This window comes from Massilia yuzhufengensis, from assembly GCF_900112225.1.
In the GTDB taxonomy this organism is placed as follows: domain Bacteria; phylum Pseudomonadota; class Gammaproteobacteria; order Burkholderiales; family Burkholderiaceae_D; genus Telluria; species Telluria yuzhufengensis.
Map to the genome: position 1 here is coordinate 35,926 of NZ_FOLD01000025.1, position 17,998 is coordinate 53,923.

The 17,998-nt window shown below is 68.5% G+C and carries 14 protein-coding genes and 4 tRNA genes; 12 read left to right on the plus strand and 6 right to left on the minus strand.

Annotated elements, in window-relative coordinates; all coding sequences use genetic code 11:
• Nucleotides 1-106: 106 nt before the first annotated feature.
• The 9 genes from BM031_RS18480 (at nucleotide 107) to BM031_RS18520 (ending at nucleotide 10,218) form a co-directional block, all read left to right on the plus strand.
• Nucleotides 107-1,360 carry an exonuclease SbcCD subunit D C-terminal domain-containing protein gene (locus tag BM031_RS18480; protein ID WP_091876034.1) on the plus strand — a complete coding sequence of 418 codons (1,254 nt, stop codon included), beginning with the start codon at nucleotides 107-109 and terminating at the stop codon, nucleotides 1,358-1,360.
• Nucleotides 1,357-5,112, plus strand: a complete 3,756-nt coding sequence (locus BM031_RS18485) for an AAA family ATPase (protein WP_091876035.1) — start codon at nucleotides 1,357-1,359, stop codon at nucleotides 5,110-5,112. The genes BM031_RS18480 and BM031_RS18485 overlap by 4 nt, the downstream gene beginning before the upstream one ends.
• Before the next feature lie 114 nt (nucleotides 5,113-5,226).
• A complete protein-coding gene (locus BM031_RS18490; protein WP_091876036.1) occupies nucleotides 5,227-5,436 on the plus strand; it encodes a hypothetical protein in 210 nt (69 codons plus the stop codon).
• Nucleotides 5,437-6,579 (plus strand): methyltransferase, encoded by a 1,143-nt coding sequence (locus tag BM031_RS18495; RefSeq protein ID WP_091876037.1) that lies wholly within the window; start codon nucleotides 5,437-5,439, stop codon nucleotides 6,577-6,579.
• 86 nt (nucleotides 6,580-6,665) lie between these two features.
• Nucleotides 6,666-6,742 (plus strand) — tRNA-Met (locus BM031_RS18500).
• A 76-nt stretch (nucleotides 6,743-6,818) separates the two neighbouring features.
• On the plus strand, nucleotides 6,819-7,061 hold the full coding sequence (locus BM031_RS18505) for a hypothetical protein (RefSeq protein WP_091876038.1): 243 nt from the start codon (nucleotides 6,819-6,821) through the stop codon (nucleotides 7,059-7,061).
• Between the two features lie 34 nt (nucleotides 7,062-7,095).
• A complete protein-coding gene (dbpA, locus tag BM031_RS18510; protein ID WP_091876039.1) occupies nucleotides 7,096-8,505 on the plus strand; it encodes an ATP-dependent RNA helicase DbpA in 1,410 nt (469 codons plus the stop codon).
• A 160-nt stretch (nucleotides 8,506-8,665) separates the two neighbouring features.
• Nucleotides 8,666-9,724: a serine/threonine-protein kinase gene (locus BM031_RS18515; protein ID WP_091876040.1), complete on the plus strand. Its 1,059-nt coding sequence runs from the start codon at nucleotides 8,666-8,668 to the stop codon at nucleotides 9,722-9,724.
• A complete protein-coding gene (locus tag BM031_RS18520) occupies nucleotides 9,721-10,218 on the plus strand; it encodes a TssQ family T6SS-associated lipoprotein (RefSeq protein WP_091876041.1) in 498 nt (165 codons plus the stop codon). Before BM031_RS18515 ends, BM031_RS18520 begins: the two co-directional genes overlap by 4 nt.
• A gap of 93 nt (nucleotides 10,219-10,311) precedes the next feature.
• Here the strand turns inward: BM031_RS18520 and BM031_RS18525 are convergent, their stop codons facing one another.
• From BM031_RS18525 to earP, 3 genes are all read right to left on the minus strand, one after another.
• Entirely contained in the window at nucleotides 10,312-11,910 is a 1,599-nt protein-coding gene (locus BM031_RS18525; RefSeq protein WP_091876042.1) for an amidase, read from the minus strand.
• A gap of 114 nt (nucleotides 11,911-12,024) precedes the next feature.
• On the minus strand, nucleotides 12,025-12,600 hold the full coding sequence (locus tag BM031_RS18530; protein ID WP_091876043.1) for an elongation factor P: 576 nt from the start codon (nucleotides 12,598-12,600) through the stop codon (nucleotides 12,025-12,027).
• Between the two features lie 107 nt (nucleotides 12,601-12,707).
• Nucleotides 12,708-13,892 (minus strand): elongation factor P maturation arginine rhamnosyltransferase EarP, encoded by a 1,185-nt coding sequence (gene earP / locus BM031_RS18535; RefSeq protein ID WP_091876044.1) that lies wholly within the window; start codon nucleotides 13,890-13,892, stop codon nucleotides 12,708-12,710.
• Between the two features lie 390 nt (nucleotides 13,893-14,282).
• On the opposite strand from earP, the gene BM031_RS18540 reads away from it, so the two are divergent.
• From BM031_RS18540 to BM031_RS18550, 3 genes are all read left to right on the plus strand, one after another.
• Entirely contained in the window at nucleotides 14,283-15,113 is an 831-nt protein-coding gene (locus BM031_RS18540; RefSeq protein WP_091876045.1) for a hypothetical protein, read from the plus strand.
• 73 nt (nucleotides 15,114-15,186) lie between these two features.
• The gene (locus BM031_RS18545) at nucleotides 15,187-15,477 is read left to right on the plus strand and encodes a hypothetical protein (RefSeq protein WP_091876046.1); all 291 of its coding nucleotides are present in this window, start codon (nucleotides 15,187-15,189) and stop codon (nucleotides 15,475-15,477) included.
• 33 nt (nucleotides 15,478-15,510) lie between these two features.
• Nucleotides 15,511-17,418 (plus strand): S8 family serine peptidase, encoded by a 1,908-nt coding sequence (locus tag BM031_RS18550; RefSeq protein ID WP_091876047.1) that lies wholly within the window; start codon nucleotides 15,511-15,513, stop codon nucleotides 17,416-17,418.
• Nucleotides 17,419-17,600: 182 nt separating this feature from the next.
• Here BM031_RS18550 and BM031_RS18555 read toward each other — a convergent pair.
• From BM031_RS18555 to BM031_RS18565, 3 genes are all read right to left on the minus strand, one after another.
• Nucleotides 17,601-17,676, minus strand: a tRNA-Glu gene (locus BM031_RS18555).
• A gap of 37 nt (nucleotides 17,677-17,713) precedes the next feature.
• A tRNA-Ala gene (locus BM031_RS18560) sits at nucleotides 17,714-17,789 on the minus strand.
• 76 nt (nucleotides 17,790-17,865) lie between these two features.
• Nucleotides 17,866-17,941: transfer RNA gene (locus BM031_RS18565), tRNA-Glu, on the minus strand.
• Between the last annotated feature and the right edge of the window lie 57 nt (nucleotides 17,942-17,998).

Consider the following 17,998-nt stretch of genomic DNA (forward strand, 5'->3'; position numbering starts at 1 on the left):
ATTCTAATAACAATTCAATACTACTGTAAAAAAACACAGTCTTTTCTTGGGCCACACGACAACTCTGCGCTATAGTAAGCGCCGACCGGAACTTTCCATTTCAACCATGCGGCTGCTCCATACCTCCGACTGGCACCTCGGCCAGACCCTGCACAATTATGACCGCACCTACGAGCACGGCTGCTTCCTGGCATGGCTGGTGGATACCCTCGTGGAGCAAGATATCGACGTGCTGCTGATCGCCGGCGACATCTTCGACAACGCCAATCCCTCGGCCGCCGCCCACCGCCAGCTCTACCGTTTCCTGCAGCAGGCGCGCAGCCGGGTGCCGCATTTGCAAGTGGTCGTCATTGCCGGCAACCACGATTCGCCGGGCCGGCTGGAAGCACCCACGCCGCTGCTGGAAGCCCATGGCACGGTCGTGGTGGGCAATGTCGGCCGCACGCCTGATGGCGAAGTCGACCTCGAGCGCCTGCTGGTGCCGCTGCGTGACCGCGCCGGCGCCGTGCGCGCCTGGTGCCTGGCGATTCCCTTCCTGCGCCCGGGCGACGTCCCTCGCGTGGTGAGCGACAACAATGAACTTGCCCTGGACCCGTATTTGCATGGCACGGCCCTGCTCTACCAGCAGGCGTTCGCGCTGGCGCAGTCGCGCTGCACGGGCGGCGAAGCCATCATCGCCATGGGCCACTGCCACATGGTCGACGGCAAGTCTTCGCAGGATTCCGAACGCCGCATCGTCATCGGCGGCACCGAAGCCCTGCCCACCACCATGTTCGACCCGTCGGTGGCCTACGTGGCGCTGGGCCACCTGCACCTGGCCCAGCGCGTCGGCGGCCACGAGCACCGCCGCTACTGCGGCAGCCCGCTGCCGCTGTCGTTCTCCGAAGTAGGCTACCAGCACCAGGTGCTGCGCATCGACCTCGACGGCCCGGCCGCCACCTCGGTCACGCCGCTGCCCGTGCCGCGCGCGGTGCAGCTGCTGCGCGTGCCGGCCCAGCCGGCGCCGCTCGAAGAAGCGCTGGCCGCCCTCGAAGCGCTCGATCTGCCGGAGGCGCCGCTGCACACCCAGCCCTTCCTCGAGGTGCGGGTGCTGCTCGACGGGCCCGAGCCCGGGCTGCGCGCCCGCATCGAAGCAGCGCTGGCCGGTAAGCCGGTGCGGCTCGCAAAAATCGAGCCCACCCGCCGCCAGGCCACGCCAGACGGCGCCGCTCACGTGCTCACGCTGGATCAACTGGCCCAGCTCCAGCCGGACGACATTTTCCGCCGCCTGTGGGCCCAGCGCTACGGCGACGAAGCCCCGCCCGACCAGCTGGCTGCGTTCGCCGAACTTACCCACGCCCTCGTTGGAGACGCGGCATGAGGATCCTGCGCATCAGCGGCAAGAACCTGGCTTCGCTGGCCGGCGAATTCCAGGTCGATTTCGAATCCGAACCACTGGCATCAAGCGGCCTGTTCGCCATCAGCGGCCCCACCGGCGCCGGCAAGAGCACGCTGCTCGACGCCCTCTGCCTGGCCCTGTACGACGCCACGCCGCGCCTGCTCAAGCGCGCCGGCAGCCAGCTGCCCGACGTTGGCGGCGACACCGTGTCGGCGCTCGATCCGCGCACCCTGCTGCGGCGCGGCGCGGCCGAAGCCTGGTCCGAAGTCGACTTCGCCGGCAACGACGACATCCGCTACCGCGCGCGCTGGAGCGTGCGCCGCTCCTACGGCAAGCCGGGCGGCGCACTGCAGCCGTCGAAAATGACGCTGCACCGCCTGCCCGAGCTCGCTCCCCTCGGCGGCACCAAGACCGAAGTCGCCGCCGAAATCGTGCAGCGCATCGGCCTGTCGTTCGAGCAATTTACGCGCGCGGTCCTGCTGGCGCAGAACGAGTTTTCGGCTTTCCTCAAGACCGACGAAAACGAGCGCGGCGAACTGCTGGAAACCCTCACCGGCACCACCGTCTACAGCGAAATCTCGCGCCGCGCCTTCGAACGCTACCGCGCCGAGCAGGAACGCACCCGGCTGCTGGCCTCGCAACTGGCCAACCAGGCCCCCATGCCGCCCGAAGAGCGCGAACAACTCGACGCCGACCGCGTCAACGCCGACCTGGCACTGCAGGCGCTCGAGACCCGCCGCGCCGCCATGGAATCCGAGCTGCGCTGGCACCAGGATTCGGCCAAGCTCGAACGCAGCGAAGCGCAGGCCGGCGAAGCACTGGCTGTGGCCCAGGCCGCGCAGCACGAGGCCGCCGGCCGGCGCCAGCGCCTGGCCACCCTCGACGCGGTGCAGCCGGCGCGCCCCCTCGCTACCGAAGTGGTACGCCTGCAGGACGAACGCAATCTGGCAGTGGAGTCGCTCGGCAAGCTCGAGAGCACGCTCACCACGGCGCTCGATGCGCGCCGCCGGGCCGTGCTCGACGTGGACGCCGCGCTGGCCGCGGTCGATGCCGCCGACGGCGCGCTGCGCTCCGCCGCGCCCCAGCTCGACCAGGCCAAGGCCCTCGACGCGGCCCTGCTCGCACTGGGGCCTTCGCATGCCCAGGCGTCAATCGCGCTGGAAGCGGCGCGCAACGAGGCGCGCCAGGCCCGTGCGGTCCACCAGGTCAAGGCCAGCGAGCACGACACCGCAAAGGCCCAGCGCGACCGCGCCACCGCCTGGCTGTCCGCCAACGCAAGGCTCGAACCCATGGCGGGGCAGTGGCCGCGCTGGGACAAGCTGCTGGCCCAGGCCGCACAGTTGGTCGCCAGCGATGCCGCCGCCGCATCGGCGCTGGCTGCGGCCAGCCGCCAGGCCCAGGAAGCCGCCCAGCATGAACAGGCGGCCCTACTTGCGCTGGCCGACGCCACCGGACGCCTCGATACGCTCGACGCCGCGCGGCGCGATGCGATGGCGGCCCTGGAATCGAGCGATCCGCAGGCACTGGACACCGAGCGCCAGGCTCTCGACGCGCGCCGCGACCTGCTGGCCGCCGCCGACAAGGCCTGGACAGCGCTGGTCACGACGCGCCAGGAGCACGCCGATACCGCCGGCGAACTCGACCGCGTGGACACGGCGCGCGCAGCCGCCAGCCGCCTGCTGGACGAAGCCCGCGTCGCCGCGCCCGCACTCGCTGGCGCCATGCGGCAGGCCGAGAAATCGCTGGCGGCCGCCGAACTGGCCTGCGCCGCCAGCGTCGAAGAACTGCGCGCCACCCTCAGCGACGAAACGCCCTGCCCGGTCTGCGGTTCGCACCAGCACCCATATCGCGACGATGGACGCGAAGACCTGCTGCGCAGCATGCTGGCAAACCTGCGCGGCGAAGTCGCCGATTGCCGGGCCCGCGTGCGCGACAACGAAGCCGTGCAGGCCAGCCAGGCCGCCACCCTCGCCGCCGCCAGTGAGCGGCTGGCGGCCCTGGAGCGCGAGCGCACCAGCCTGCGCAAGCTGGTCGACGAACTGGAAGCCGAGTGGAGCGCGCAAGCCTTGGCCGCCGATGCTCCCGACGACGCGCTGCGCGCCGCCTGGTTTGCCGAAGCACGCGACAGCCTGCGCGCTGCCGTGGCCGCGCTGGACGCCCGCGCCACTATCCTGCGCCGCGCCGCACAGGCGCGCGATGCCGCCCAGGCCGCCTACGACAAGGCCCAGCTCGAGCATGCACGCCTGCGCCAGGCCGCGGACAGCGCCCGCGAGACCGGCGGCCGCCTCCAGGCCGAACTGCGCGCCATGTCGGTGCAGCAGCAAGCCATCGCCACCCAGCTGGCGGCCGTGCTTGCCGAACTCGACCCTGTCTTGTGTGAATCCTGCGGCGACGGCTGGCAGGACGCCTGGCGGCGCAGCCCGGCCGCATGGCGCGACGGCCGTGCCCAGGAAGCCGTGCAATGGCAGGAACACAGCGCGCTGCACACCCGCAGCGCCGCAGCCGCCGCCACGCTGGACGCCGAAGTGGCGGGCGCGCAGGACCGCATCGCCCAGGCCGATCGCCATGGCGCCCAGGTGGCCGCCGAGTTCAACCGCACCGATACGGAGCTGAAGGACAAGCGCGCCCAGCGCGGCGCCCTGTGGGAGGGCCGCGCCATCGCCGAGGTGGAGCAGGCATTGCAGGCCAGTCTGGCTTCCGCGCGCAACCACTTCGCCGCCCGCCAGGCAGTCGCTGCGGAAACCGCACAGCGCGAGGCCAGCGCCCGCGCCGCACTGGCGCAATTGGCTGAGCACATCGCCGGTCTCGAGGGCGCCGGCGCCAGGGCCGCTGCGGCCCTGGCCGACTGGCTGGAAGAGTACCGTCACGGCGGTGCAGGCCTCGACCCGGTCGAGGACACGGCCGAACTCGGCCGGCTGCTGGCCGTGGGCAGCACCTGGCTGGCACAGGAACGCGCGGCCCTCGGCGCCCTGGATGCCCAGGTTGCCGGCGCCACCGCCGTGCTGGCCGAACGCCGCGCCCAGCGCAGCCTGCACCGCGAGGGCACACCCGAGAGCGGCCTCGGCGCCGACACGGTCGCTGCCGCCGTCGAGGTGCTCACCGCCCAGCGGCGCAGCGCCCACGACCTGGCCACCGAATTGCGCATGCGGGCCGGACAGGACGACACCCGCCGCGTGCAGGCCCAGGCGGTGCTGGCCGAGGTCGAACGCCAGCAGGCCCAGGAACAGCGCTGGGGCAAGCTGTCCGAACTGATCGGCTCCAGCGACGGCAAGAAGTTCCGCAACTACGCCCAGCAGTTCACGCTCGACGTGCTGCTCGGCTACGCCAATGCCCACCTGGGGCAACTGGCGCGGCGCTACCGCCTGGAACGCGTCACCCACAACGGCGCGCCGTCATTGGCCCTGATGGTGCGCGACCAGGACATGGGCGGCGAGGTCCGCTCGGTCAATTCGCTCTCCGGCGGCGAGTCCTTCCTGGTCTCGCTCGCGCTGGCGCTGGGCCTGGCCTCGCTGTCGTCGAACCGGGTGCGGGTCGAGTCGCTGTTCATCGACGAAGGTTTCGGCAGCCTCGATACCGAAACCCTCGGCGTGGCCATGGACGCGCTCGACGCGCTGCAGTCGATGGGCCGCAAGGTCGGCGTCATCTCGCACGTGCAGGAAATGACCGAGCGCATCGCCACCAAGGTGCTGGTGCGGCCGGCAGGTGGCGGAAGCAGTGCGGTCGTGGTCGAATAAGCGCAGGGGGCCGTGCAAGCTCGCCCCTTGTTAACTGTCAGCCGCGCAGCGCGGAGCCACGGCCGTAATCCGCTCCGGTACAATGCGCCCTTTCCCCAAACCCGCTCAACCACGATGAAACCCGCCCGCATCCTCACCTTCAAATGCACCAAGTGCGCCAAACCGGTCAAGGTCTTCCTGCAGAAGGTCTCGGCCTGCTCGCACATCCAGCCTTACCTTGGCGTGTGCGCCTGCGGCGAACCAAAGCGCCACGCCACGGGCAACCCTGACGCGGTCAAGTCCTATCTGGAATCCGCCGACGGTACCTGGCAGCACCACCACTAAATGAGCGAACTCACCTGGCTTGAAGATGGCGCCGAGCGCTGCGCGCAGTGGCGCTCCGAAAGTGGCTGGCCGGCGCCGAAGAAAGTGGTCGTCGCCGACGACACCATGAACGCCGACACCGCCTACCGGCTGGCACTGGACGGCACCGCCCTGCTGTGGCGCGGCGACTTCCAGAATGCGCGCCAGCTGCTGAACGCCCTGGTGCGCCGGGTCGACGGCAAGAGCGACCGCGCGCGCCGCGCCAAGCCGGGCAAGACGCTGCCCACGCCCACTGAACTGTTCCACCGCCATCGCCTGCAGCAGCTGCAGCGCGCACGCACCCTGGCCATGCTGCTGATCCCGTTCGAGGCCGGGCACAGCATTCCGCTGCGCCGCGCGCCCGACGTGCTTGACGCCTGCAGCGAAGCCTATGGCGCAGCAAGCCAGCCCTACGTCGCCTCGCTGCGCGAACTGCTGGGCGTGATCGGCGCCCACGAATGGCGCCGCAAGGGCGTGCGCATCCCAGCGCTCGACGCCACGATCCACCCGTGGTACGGCGTGTTCTCGCCGGTGCGTGGCGAATACGTCGAGCTGGTCGCGCAGGCGCCGCTGCCGCGCGCGACGAAACTGGCGTTCGACATCGGCGCCGGCACCGGCGTGCTGTCGGCCGTGCTGGCCCGGCGCGGCATCGAACGCGTGGTCGCCACCGACTTGGACAGCCGCGCGCTCGGCTGCGCGCGCGACAATATCGCCCGCCTCGGCCTGGGCGCGCAGGTCGAGCTCATCGAGGCCGACCTCTTCCCCGAAGGGCGCGCGCCGCTGGTGGTCTGCAACCCGCCCTGGCTGCCGGGCAAGCCCAGCTCGGCCATCGAGTATGCGATCTACGATCCGGACAGCCGCATGCTCAAGGGTTTCCTGGGCGGTCTCGCGGCCCACCTGGAGCCGGGCGGCGAAGGCTGGCTGGTCCTGTCGGACCTGGCCGAGCACCTGGGCCTGCGTCCGCGCGAACAGCTGCTTGGATGGATAGCGGACGCCGGGCTGGAAGTCGTGGCGCGCCACGACGTGCGCCCGACCCACGGCAAGGCCAGCGACCAGGACGACCCGCTGCACGCGGCCCGTTCGCGTGAAGTGACCTCGCTGTGGCGCCTGCGCGCCGCCGGATAAGACGGGCAAGGGGCGGCATTGAGCGGTCCTTGCACGTTTGAAAAATGCTCCATTGCGCCGCTGCACGAACCGCGCTATAATCTTTGCGCGGGGTGGAGCAGTCTGGCAGCTCGTCGGGCTCATAACCCGAAGGTCACAGGTTCAAATCCTGTCCCCGCAACCAAATACAGTACAAAAGCCCGACTCTTGCAGCCGGGCTTTTGTTTTCTGCGGTAGCAAAGACAGCGCAACAATAGCTGATGAGAGACAAGAAAGACAACGCGACGATCGACCTGCCGGGATTTGAACCGGTGGAAACGCCGGCACCGGTTGTCGAACAGAGGCGTGCCGCATCCCGGCCGCGCCGTGTCTCCCTCAGGCAAGAACAGCTGGACCTGTTGGGCCGGCTGGAAGAAACCGATACGTCCGGCCTGCCCGCATGGCGCCGCGACGACAACCTTGACCTGACCGGCCTGCCGGTCTGGGCCCCGGCCTCAGCCTAGTCCGCTCCCAGGCCAAACCTCTGGCTGGACACGCATGAACACCCAACCCTTTACTTCGCTGCCGCTCGCGCCGCGCTTCCTCGCCAACCTCGCCGCGCTTGGCTACAACGCCATGACGCCGATCCAGGCCGAATCGCTGCCGACGGTGCTCGAAGGACGCGACCTGATCGCCCAGGCCAAGACCGGCAGCGGCAAGACCGCCGCCTTCGGCATCGGCATCCTGAATAAACTCAATCCGGCGTGGTTCGCGGTGCAGGGCCTGGTGATGTGCCCGACCCGCGAGCTGGCCGACCAGGTGGCCGGCGAGCTGCGCCGCCTGGCGCGCGGCGTGGGCAACGTCAAGATCCTCACGCTCACCGGCGGCGTCGCGATGCGCCCGCAGATCGCCTCGCTTGAGCACGGCGCCCACATCGTGGTCGGCACCCCGGGCCGCATCCGCGACCACCTGGGCCGCCATACGCTCGACCTGTCGAACGTGCAGACCCTGGTGCTGGACGAAGCCGACCGCATGACCGACATGGGTTTCTATGACGAGATTGCCGGCATCGTCAGCGCCTGCCCGGCGCACCGCCAGACCCTGCTGTTTTCGGCCACCTATCCGGACGACATCCGCTTCGCCACCGCCGGCTTCCTGCGCGAGCCGCTCGAAGTGGCGGTCGAGAGCCAGCACAGCGCGGCCCAGATCGAGCAGCGCTTCTACGAGATCGGCTTCGAAGGCCGCGACGAGGCGGTGGCCCAGTTGCTCAAGCATTACCAGCCGGTGTCCACCCTCGCCTTCTGCAATACCAAGGCGCACTGCCGCGAACTGGCCGATACGCTGCGCGCGCAGGGCTTCTCGGCGCTCGCGCTGTACGGCGAGCTGGAGCAGCAGGAACGCGACGAGATCCTGATCCTGTTCGCCAACCGCAGCTGCTCGGTGCTGGTGGCCACCGACGTCGCCGCACGCGGCCTCGACATCGCCAACCTCGATACCGTGATCAACGCCGACGTGTCGAAGGACCCGGAAGTGCACGTCCACCGCATCGGCCGCACCGGCCGCGGCGCCGAGACCGGCCTGGCGCTGACCCTGTGCGCGCCGAACGAAAAGAAATGGGTGCGCCTGGTGGAGGAATACCAGAACACCCAGGCCCAGTGGCACAAGCTCGACGAGCTCGGCGAGCACCTGGAAGCCGGCGCGCCGGCGCCGATGGTGACGCTGTACATCGCCGGCGGCAAGAAGGCCAAGCTGCGCCCGGGCGACATCCTCGGTGCGCTGACCGGCGACGCCGGCCTGGCCAAGGAACAGGTCGGCAAGATCAACGTCACCGAGTTCGCCAGCTATGTGGCGCTCGACCGCCATATTGCCCATGCCATCATTGGCAAGCTCAACGACAAGCAGGCGCCGGGCCCGGATTTCGGCGCCATCAAGGGCCGCTACTTCAAGATGCGCTTCCTCGAGGCGTAAGTCGTTGCACCGTGCGATCGCTGTTTGTAACCGAGTTGTAACAGCGGCGCACGCTTGACCCGGCAGCGCCACGGGCGCGGCAATTCTGGCATGATTTGTCAAAATACAAATGCTGAGCCGGGACACAGAATTGTTTGGCGTCACGGCGCGGCCCCATGCCATGATGACCAGCACACCCGTGACCCAGCAACAGCAGACCGACGGCAGGACCGTGCGCGAAGTCGTCGAGTTCAACCACGAACTCGTGGGCGAAGTCTGGTGCCGGCGGATCTTCCGCCAGTTATTGCAGTCGCTCGAAATGCAGTACGCGATGCAGATGCCGCATCGCCCCATCACTCCCGAAACCGTGCTGGTCCTGGATTCAGGCGACCCGATGCTGCTGCCCACGACCAGCATCGGCGACGCCTGGTCGGAAGCGGGTGACATGCATGACCTCGCTGCCGTCGTCCACTACGCGATCACGCGCGAATTTCCGCCCGCGGCGCCGCTGCAGGGGCGCGCGTCGGTCCCGGCGAACGAATACAGCGACAGCTTCGTCACCGCCGTCGACCGTTGCCTGGCCGCCGACCCCCAGCAGCGCCCCAAGAACATCGAACAACTGCGCAACCTGCTCGGCATCGTCCCGCTTGGGTCTGCCGTGCCGCTCCAGGCCGTGCCGGCCTCGCCGCCGCCTGCCGCTACCATCCTCGACGACCCGGCGCCGCCACCGGAAAAGGGCCGCAGGCAGCGCTGGCTCCTGCTGGTCGCGGCCGCCACAGTGCTGCTGGGAGCGCTGGGCGCCCTGTTCGCCCTGCTGCACCAGGCCGATTCGCGCGACACGGTCGCGCTGGCCCTGCCGGTCGACGAGCCCGAGGCCGTGCCAACGCCGCCCGCGACTGTCGAACCGGCGCCTGCGCCGCCCGCCGCGCCCGACGCCGGGCCGCCACAGCTGGCGGCGCCAGCGGCCACGGCCCCGGACAAGCTGCGCGCGGCGCCCATCCGCCAGCTTCCGGCCGGGGCAGGCGCAAGCTACAAGCTGCTCATCAAGCCTTGGGGCATGATCCAGGTCAATGGCGTCGACCAGGGCGTGAGCCCGCCGCTCAAGCGCTTGACCTTGCCGCCGGGCCAGCACAGCATCCGGATCGTCAACCCGAGCTTCCCCGAGCACACCGTGCTGGTCAATGCCACCAAAGGCGGCTCGGCGGTGATCGAACTCGATTTCAGCGAGGAGACCCCGTGAACCCGCAGCTCTTGACGCGCGCCTGCGCCCTCGCCGCCCTGCTTCTGCTCGGCGGCTGCGCCCAGCTGGGCACGCAAATCGATTCGATCATGGGCAAGCGCGAACCGGCGCGCGCCCAGCAGCGCGCCGAGGAGCGACCGCGTGCACGCGCCGAGCGTCCCGCCGCGCGCTCCGAACGCCCCGACCCGGACCGCGACGACAACGCCCTGCGTGAAGGCATCGCCCTGTACGACAACGGCGACTACAACGCCGCCATCAAGCGGCTGGGGTCGAACGACATGAACGGCGGGTCCGTGCGCAACCGGGTCAGCGCGCTGAAGTACACGGCCTTCAGCTATTGCGTGACCAACCGGCCGGCGCCCTGCCGCCAGGCCTTCGAACGCGCCCTCAAGCTCGACCCGTCCTTCGACCTCGCGCCGGGCGAACAGGGACACCCGCTATGGGGCCCCGTGTTCGCCAAGGTAAAACAGGGTGGACGCGAAGCCTCGCGGTAGGGTGGTCGGCTTCGCCGACCACGCGTCCAGCTCCGGCATGCGTGACGGCGACGCCGGCTTTAGTCGAACGCGCGGTCGGCAGAGCCGGCCACCCTACCTGGGATTGATGCTGGCCGGGTAAGTCGGGGCCCGGCGGCGCCTCGAGGCCTGCTCGTAGGCGTAGGCCATGCCGATCAGCGCGCCTTCGGTCCAGGCGGTGCCGACAAACGAGATCCCCACCGGCAGGCCGCGCGTGTAGCCGGCCGGCACGGTGATGTGCGGATAGCCCGCCACCGCCGCCGGCGTCGAGAAGCTGCCGCCGTAGTGGTCGCCGTTGATGTAGTCGGTCAGCCAGGCCGGGCCGCCGGTGGGCGCCACCAGCGCGTCGAGCCGGTGCTCCCTGAGGACCTGGTCGATGCCTTCCTCGCGCGCATAGCGCAGGTCGTTGGCCAGCGCCTCCCGGTATTCGCGCGCATCCAGCCCCGGCTTGGACTGGGCCGCAATCAGATGCTCTTGCTTGAAATGCGGCATTTCACGCGCGGCGTTCTTGTCGTTGAAGGCGATCACGCCGGCCATGTCCTTGACCGGCGCGTGCGGCGCGTAGTCCTTCAGCCAGGCCGCCAGGCCCGGTCCGAATTCGTAGAGCAGCACCTGCAGTTCGCTGTCGCCATACTTGTCGGTGTTCGGCACTTTCACGTCCACCAGTAGCGCGCCCTGGGCTGTCAGGACCGCCAGTTCTTGCTCGATGATCGCGTCCACCGCGTCATTGCTGCCAAAGAAATTGCGGGCCACGCCGATGCGCTTGCCTTTCAAACCGTCAGTGCGCAGGGCGGCTGCGTAGTCGGCGACGTGGCCGCGGCTGTCCTCGGTCGCCTTGTCACTGGCGTCCACGCCGGCCATCGCAGCCAGCATCAGGGCCGCATCGGCCACGCTGCGGGTCATCGGGCCGGCGGTGTCTTGCGAGTGGGCGATCGGGATGATGCCGCTGCGGCTGAGCAGGCCCAGGGTCGGCTTCAGGCCGACGATGCCGCAGGAGGAAGACGGCGACACGATCGAGCCATCGGTTTCGGTGCCGACGGTGAGCGTCGCCAGGCTGGCCGCCGCGGCGGCGCCCGAGCCCGAGCTGGAACCGCTGGTGTTGCGGTCGAGTGCGTACGGATTGCGCGTCTGGCCGCCGCGGCCGCTCCAGCCGCTGACCGACCTGGTCGAGCGCATGTTGGCCCATTCGGACAGGTTGGTCTTGCCGATGATGACGGCGCCGGCCTTGCGCAGCTGGGCCGCGATATGCGCGTCTTTCGTCGCGCGCACGCCGTCGAGGGCAAGCGAGCCGGCGCTGGTGCTCATCCGGTCGCCGGTGGCGATATTGTCCTTCAGGAGCACCGGGATGCCGTGCAGCGGGCCGCGCAGCTTGCCGCTCGCGCGCTCGCGGTCCATCTCGGCGGCGATCTTCAATGCATCGGGATTGGTTTCGATGACCGCGTTCAGGCGCGGCCCGGCCTTGTCGATGGCGGCGATGCGCGCCAGGTAGCGCTTTACCAGGGCGGTCGAGCTGAGCTTGCCGGCGGCCATCGCGGCCTGCTGCTCGCGCACGCCCGCGTCCAGGATGCCGCCCGCGTCCGGCGTTGCCGCCTGTGCACTGCCGGCCGTCCCCGCCAGTGCCCCGGCGGCCGCACCCGCCGTCACGCCCAGCCGTACGAAATCCCTGCGTTCCATCGCATCTCCCGCATTTTATTGAAAGCAATAGAATAGCAGTGCGACAAGATTCCGGGAGCACCGGCGAAAAAAAACGCTGCACCAAGGCAGCGTTCTTTGTAGTCCAGCGCGCGCTTAGTTGCGGACGACGCGCTTGTATTCGTTGGTGCGGGTATCGATCTCGATGATGTCGTCGGTGCTGACGAACAGCGGCACCATCACGATGTGCTGCTTGGACTCGATGGCGTTCTCGATCTTCGCTTCCTTCAAGACGTTGCCCGAAGTGTTGCCCTTGACTGCCGGCTCCGAGTACACAACCTGGCGTGCGATGGTGGTCGGCAGTTCGACCGAGATCGCCTTGCCGTCATAAAACACGGCTTCGCATTCCATGCCGTCTTTCAGGTAGTTCAGCGCGTCGCCCAGGTTCTCTTCTTCGATTTCGAACTGTTCGTAATCGGCGTCCATGAAGACGTACAGCGGGTCGGCGAAGTACGAGTAGGTGACCGGCTTCTTGTCCAGCACGACCACGTCGAACTTGTCGTCGCCGCGGAACACGTTTTCCAGTGGCGCGTTGGTCAGAAGATTCTTCATCTTCCACTTGTAGGTGAATCCCGTGCGGCTCGAACCGTTCACGTCCGAACGCAGCACGATGAAAGGCTTGGCGTCGACCATAATGATGTTGCCAACACGGATTTCTTTTGCGGGTTTCATAGTAGTTTTACGTAAAAAGTAAGTTGCATTACATCAGCGGTGGCCATGAGCGAGGAAGCCTTGAAGCCTACGTTTGATCCTGAATTTCGGTACAGACTAACCGCGCATTATACCGGATTTTCCGCGCCCGACCTCAGGGCGCGGGCAAATTCGAGCAGGTTCGTCGCCAAATCGCCGTGGGCAAGCACCTCCCCCTCCCATTCCCCTGCCCGAATGGCAAGCTGGGGGAGCGCAGCGCGCAAGCCCTGCCAGGCCACCGGCATCGACGCGATCGCGACAGCGCCGTTCCAGCCGAGCGAAAACCCGGCCAGCGCGTCGAGCCCGGCGGCGTAGCGGTCGAGGAAGGCGCGCAGCTTCTTGTGGTGCAGGTTCTCTTCCTGCGGATAGATATGCCACACGAAAGGACGACCGGCCCACTGGGCGCGCACGAAGGAATCTTCCCCGCGCACGAAGTTCATGTCGCAGGCCCACAGCAGGCGGTCGTAGTCCTGCTGGGGCACAAAGGGCAGCACCCGCAGCGTCAGTGCGCCACGGGTGGCGCTGCGGCCGGCCCGCGCCTCGGCGCCCAGGAAGGCGCCCACCGCCTCCTGCGCGACACCCTCCGGCACCAGGCAGGTTACCGGCTCCGGTCCCTCGGCCCAGGCCGCGAGCAGGGCCGCGACCGGCGCATGCGGGTAGCAGAACAGCGAGACCTTCAAGGCGGCCATCTCGTCCGCGGTCACCCCAAGGCCGGACAGGAAAGCGCCGCTTGCGCCGCGGTCGGCCTGGAAGGCGGCGCGCTGCGCGTCGAGCCCGGCTTCGTGCAGCAGGCCGCCGGTCTGCGCCGTAAAACCAGGGAAGAAGAAATGCTTGGTCAATTTCAGGCGCGGATGCATCGAAGGCAGGCGGTGGCAGCCTTCGACCCACGATTCCGCGCTCAAGCCCTCCAGGTTGAACCAGACCGGGCGCGGCGTGCGCGCCGCCATGGCCGCGACATAGCCCGGAGGGATGTCGACGGCGAAGAATTCGATGACGATGTCGGCCACGTCGTCCGGCGTAAAAACGCCGTCCTGCCCGTCCCAGTGCCGCACCAGCACGCCGTCGGCCTGCTGCGCGGCGGCGGCCACGTCGATCTGCGGGGCGATCCGGCGGAAGCTTCCCAGGTCGTCGACCCACAGCGTGACGCGCGCGCCATGTTCGCGCCACAGCTGGCGCGCCAGGCGCCAGCAGATGCCGATGTCGCCGAAATTGTCGACCACCTTGCAGAAGATCGCCAGCATGGGCGGGGTGGCGGGATACACGGAAGGGCTCATGCGATGGAAAAAGGAGGCGCTGGAAGGGCGCTATTCTAACCGAGCCGGTGCAGCTTTTCCTGTGGCATAGAGCGGCCGTATAAATGATCAAGCGCCTGTATGCAAGCGCCAATCCCCACTTGTCTGCGCCATCGCAAGCCACGCCGCGACAAGCGAAAAGCTCCCGGATTCCTCCAAACTTCGCTCCCCTGCCCCAGTCCAAAACCTACCTGCAGGAAGCCCGGCGGTGCACGCCGGCCCCTGCCCTCCATTCGCGCGTCGACCTTACCCCGCGCGCGAATGCCAATGTACGCAGCCGCCCGCGCCAGGCGCGTAAGGGCGCCGGTATCCGGTACGCCACGTACCGGTGCCGAACTGTTGTTGGCGGCGGCAACCACGAAGGAGTCAAGCATGAATGAATACCAGCAATTCGGCATCGGTCAAGCACCCCTGGCGCCCCAGGGTTTCCTGGGCGGGATGTTCGGCGCGCCGGTCGGCGGGCTGATCGGCCGCGGCATCGGCGGCATCTTCGGCAACCCCAACCTGGGCAGCCGCATCGGCCAGTACGCGGGCGGCATCGGCGGCAGCCTGCTGCCGTTCGGCGCCGACCCCACCGGCGCCGCCTATGGCCAGCCGCAGCAACTGGAGCAGCTGCAGCAGCTGCAACAGCTGCAGCAATTGCAACAGCTCCAGCAACAGCAACAGCAACAACAACAGCAGCAGGGCCAGTTCGCACCGCAAGGCTTCGTCGGCAACCTGTTCAGCCAATACGGCAAGCCGGCCGGCGGCCTGCTCGGCAACATCACCGGTAACGCGACGCTGGGCAACATCGTCGGCGCCGGCCTGTCGGGCCTGGGCGGCCTGCTGCCCTTTGGCGCCGATGCCCAGGGCGCTCCGATCCAGCATCCGGTCGTCCAGCAGCTGCAGCAGCTGCAGGTCCAGCAACAGCAGCTGCAGCAGATCCTGCAACAAATCCAGCAACAACAGCTCGTGCTGCAGCAGCAGCTGGCGGCTGAACAGCAACAGGGCCAGGTCGCGCCGCAAGGCTGGCTGGGCAACATGATCAAGCGGGTGGCACAACCCGTCGGCGGCTTCATCGGCGGCCAGTTCGGCAACCAGGGCTTGGGCAACACCATCGGCGGCATCGCGGGCCAGCTCGGCGGCATGCTGCCGTTCTCGGCCGATCCATGGACCACCTACGCCCAGCAGGCCCAGCTCGGGGCGCAGCAAACCCTGCATTGATTCCGCGCCGGCCGTAGCGCCGGGCTCTAGCGCCTCCTGCCTGCGGGAGGCGTTCCATCGAGGAGACTTGCCCATGCCGCAATCCAGCAGCAGACCATTCCAGGGGGGCACACCAGGCCCCGCCGCGCGGCCCGCGCCCGGCCGCTACATCGTGCGCGCCACCGACGACGGCGGCGCCCTCGGCGCCTTCATCGACAGCCTCGGCGCCAATCCCGCCATTCGGCTGGTCGAGACCATCGGGCCGGGCGCCGGGCCACCCCATACCGTCGTGGTCGAAACCGATCCCGACACCGCCGAGCAGCTCCGACGCAACCACAACCAGCTAACGATCGAACCGGACGGGCCGCTGTCGCTGTTCGACTAGCGCAACTCCGCTGAGGTCAGAAAAGGAAACACCATGCCAAAAACTCCCCATGGCGCAGGCGACCAGCCGGGCCAGCCGCCTGACGGCGCCGCCAAGCACCCAGGCGCCGACGAATCCGCCTCCGCGCGTGCGCGCGATGCGACGCGCGACCCCACGCGCGGCCGCGCCGTGGCCGAACGCAAGAAAAAATACCTGGTCGCCCCGCGCGCCCTGCCCGCCGCCGCCGGCTTCCTGGCGCCGCAGGCGCTGCTGCAGCCGCTGTCGCTGTCGTCCGTGCAGCAGGCGTTGCAGGGCCTGGGCGACATCGACATCGTCGATACCGTCGGCGTCCAGTCCGGCCTCGGCGCCTCCAGCATCGGCGGCCAGGCAGAGGGCGTGATCGTCGCGCGCATGACCGACCAGAAGGCCGGCGAACTGCACCAGCGCGGGCAAGGCCGGCTGATCGTCGAACGCGACCAGCACCTGCAGCTGCTCGACCCGATGCTGCGCCGCCCCGACCTGGTTTCCTCGCTCACGCCCTACAGCGGGCCGGTGGTCGAGGTCGCCGTGGCCGTGCTCGGCAAGGACGGCGCGCCCTTGGCCGATGCCGAGGTCTCGCTGTTCGGCGGCCTGCTGCCCAGCACGGGCGTCACCGGCCCCGACGGCGCGGCGCGCCTGCGCCTGTACGGCGACGACACCCACACGATCAGCGGCCTGTACGTCAAGCCGCGCGCCGACTACTGGAGCTACTACCAGCGCGACCCGGAGATCAGCCTGGACGAACCGAACATGGTGATGCTGCGCGCGCTGTCCGACCTGCCCTCGCTGCAAACCCTGCCGCGCCAGGCCACGCTCGGCTGGGGCGCACGCGCCATGCGCCTGGACCAGGTGCCCCAGCCCTTCCGCGGCCAGGGCGTCAAGATCGCCGTCATCGATTCCGGCGTGGCCGTCACGCACGGCAACCTCAACCGTATCCGGGCCGGTTTCGACGTCATCAACAAGGCGGTCGACCGCAACACCTGGAACACCGACACCCTTGGCCATGGCTCGCACTGCGCCGGCGTGATCGCCGCGGCCGACCCGAGCTGGGGCATCCGCGGCTTCGCGCCAGATGCCGAGATCCACGTTTGCAAGCTGTTCCCTGGCGGCCAGATCAGCCAGCTGATCGACGCGCTCGAATACTGCATCGAACACCAGATCGACGTGGTCAACCTGAGCCTGGGCGGCAGCGGTCCGTCGGAAGCGCTGGAGCGCCAGATCCTGCGCGCCAGGCAGGCCGGCGTTGCCTGCATCGCGGCGGCCGGCAATTCCGGCGGCGCGGTGCAGTACCCGGCGGCCTCGCCCCACGTGCTGGCGGTGGCCGCCATCGGCAAGATCGACGAGTTCCCGCCCGACAGCTACCACGCCGAGACCATCGGCGCCGATGTCGACCAGCAGGGTTTCTTCACCGCACGCTTCAGCTGCGCCGGTCCGCAGGTGGACGTGTGCGCGCCGGGCGTGGCCGTCGTCTCGTCGGTGCCGCCAAATAACTTCGCGGCCTGGGACGGCACCTCGATGGCGGCGCCGCACGTCACCGGCCTGGCGGCGCTGGTGCTGGCGCACCGCCCTGAATTCCAGGGCATGCTGGGCGCACGCGCGCCCGAGCGGGTCGAACGCCTGTTCCAGGTGCTGCGCCTCAGTGCGCGGCCGGTGACGCTGGCCGAACCCGCACGCATCGGCTACGGCATGCCGGACGCGCTGGTGGCCCTCGGCCTGTCGATGGTTCCCGGTCAGCAGGCGGGCCAATGGCAGGTGCCGGTTCCCGGCTACGGGCTAGTGCCGGGGATGATTCCGGGAATGACGGGTGGCGCGATCGACAGCGGCATCCGCTACCCCGCCGGCTATGCGGCGCAGCAGGCGGCGGGCATGCCGGGCTTCCCGTTCGGGCTGGGCGTGGCCGGATTGCGTCCGAATGGCTGGTAAGGCGGAAGCGAAGAAGGCGGATGGGTGCAGGCCGCGCCATGGCGGCGCCCGTCCGGCTGTGATCGTGGAGTGGTGACGGTGTCGGGTAGCGGGCGTGTGGCGCTGGAGAGAAAAACCGCGCGCACAAAGAAAAACCGGAGCACCTATACGCGCATGCACGTTGGTCTGCTCCGGTTCTTGCCTGGCGTCCCCACGGGGATTCGAACCCCGGTACTCACCGTGAAAGGGTGATGTCCTAGGCCTCTAGACGATGGGGACCCTGAACCAACAAGATAAGACTGTTGTTTTTCCAACGTGGTGGAGGTAAGCGGGATCGAACCGCTGACCTCTTGCATGCCATGCAAGCGCTCTCCCAGCTGAGCTATACCCCCCTCGGGAAAACAACATTCTAACATACTGCATTTACTTCTACCATCGCGTGCCGCTGGTTGCACGCTGCCAGAAACCTGGCGTCCCCACGGGGATTCGAACCCCGGTACTCACCGTGAAAGGGTGATGTCCTAGGCCTCTAGACGATGGGGACCTTGAACTGTACTGAACCTACTTGTTTGCTACTGATAAAGCTGCCGCTAACGCCAAC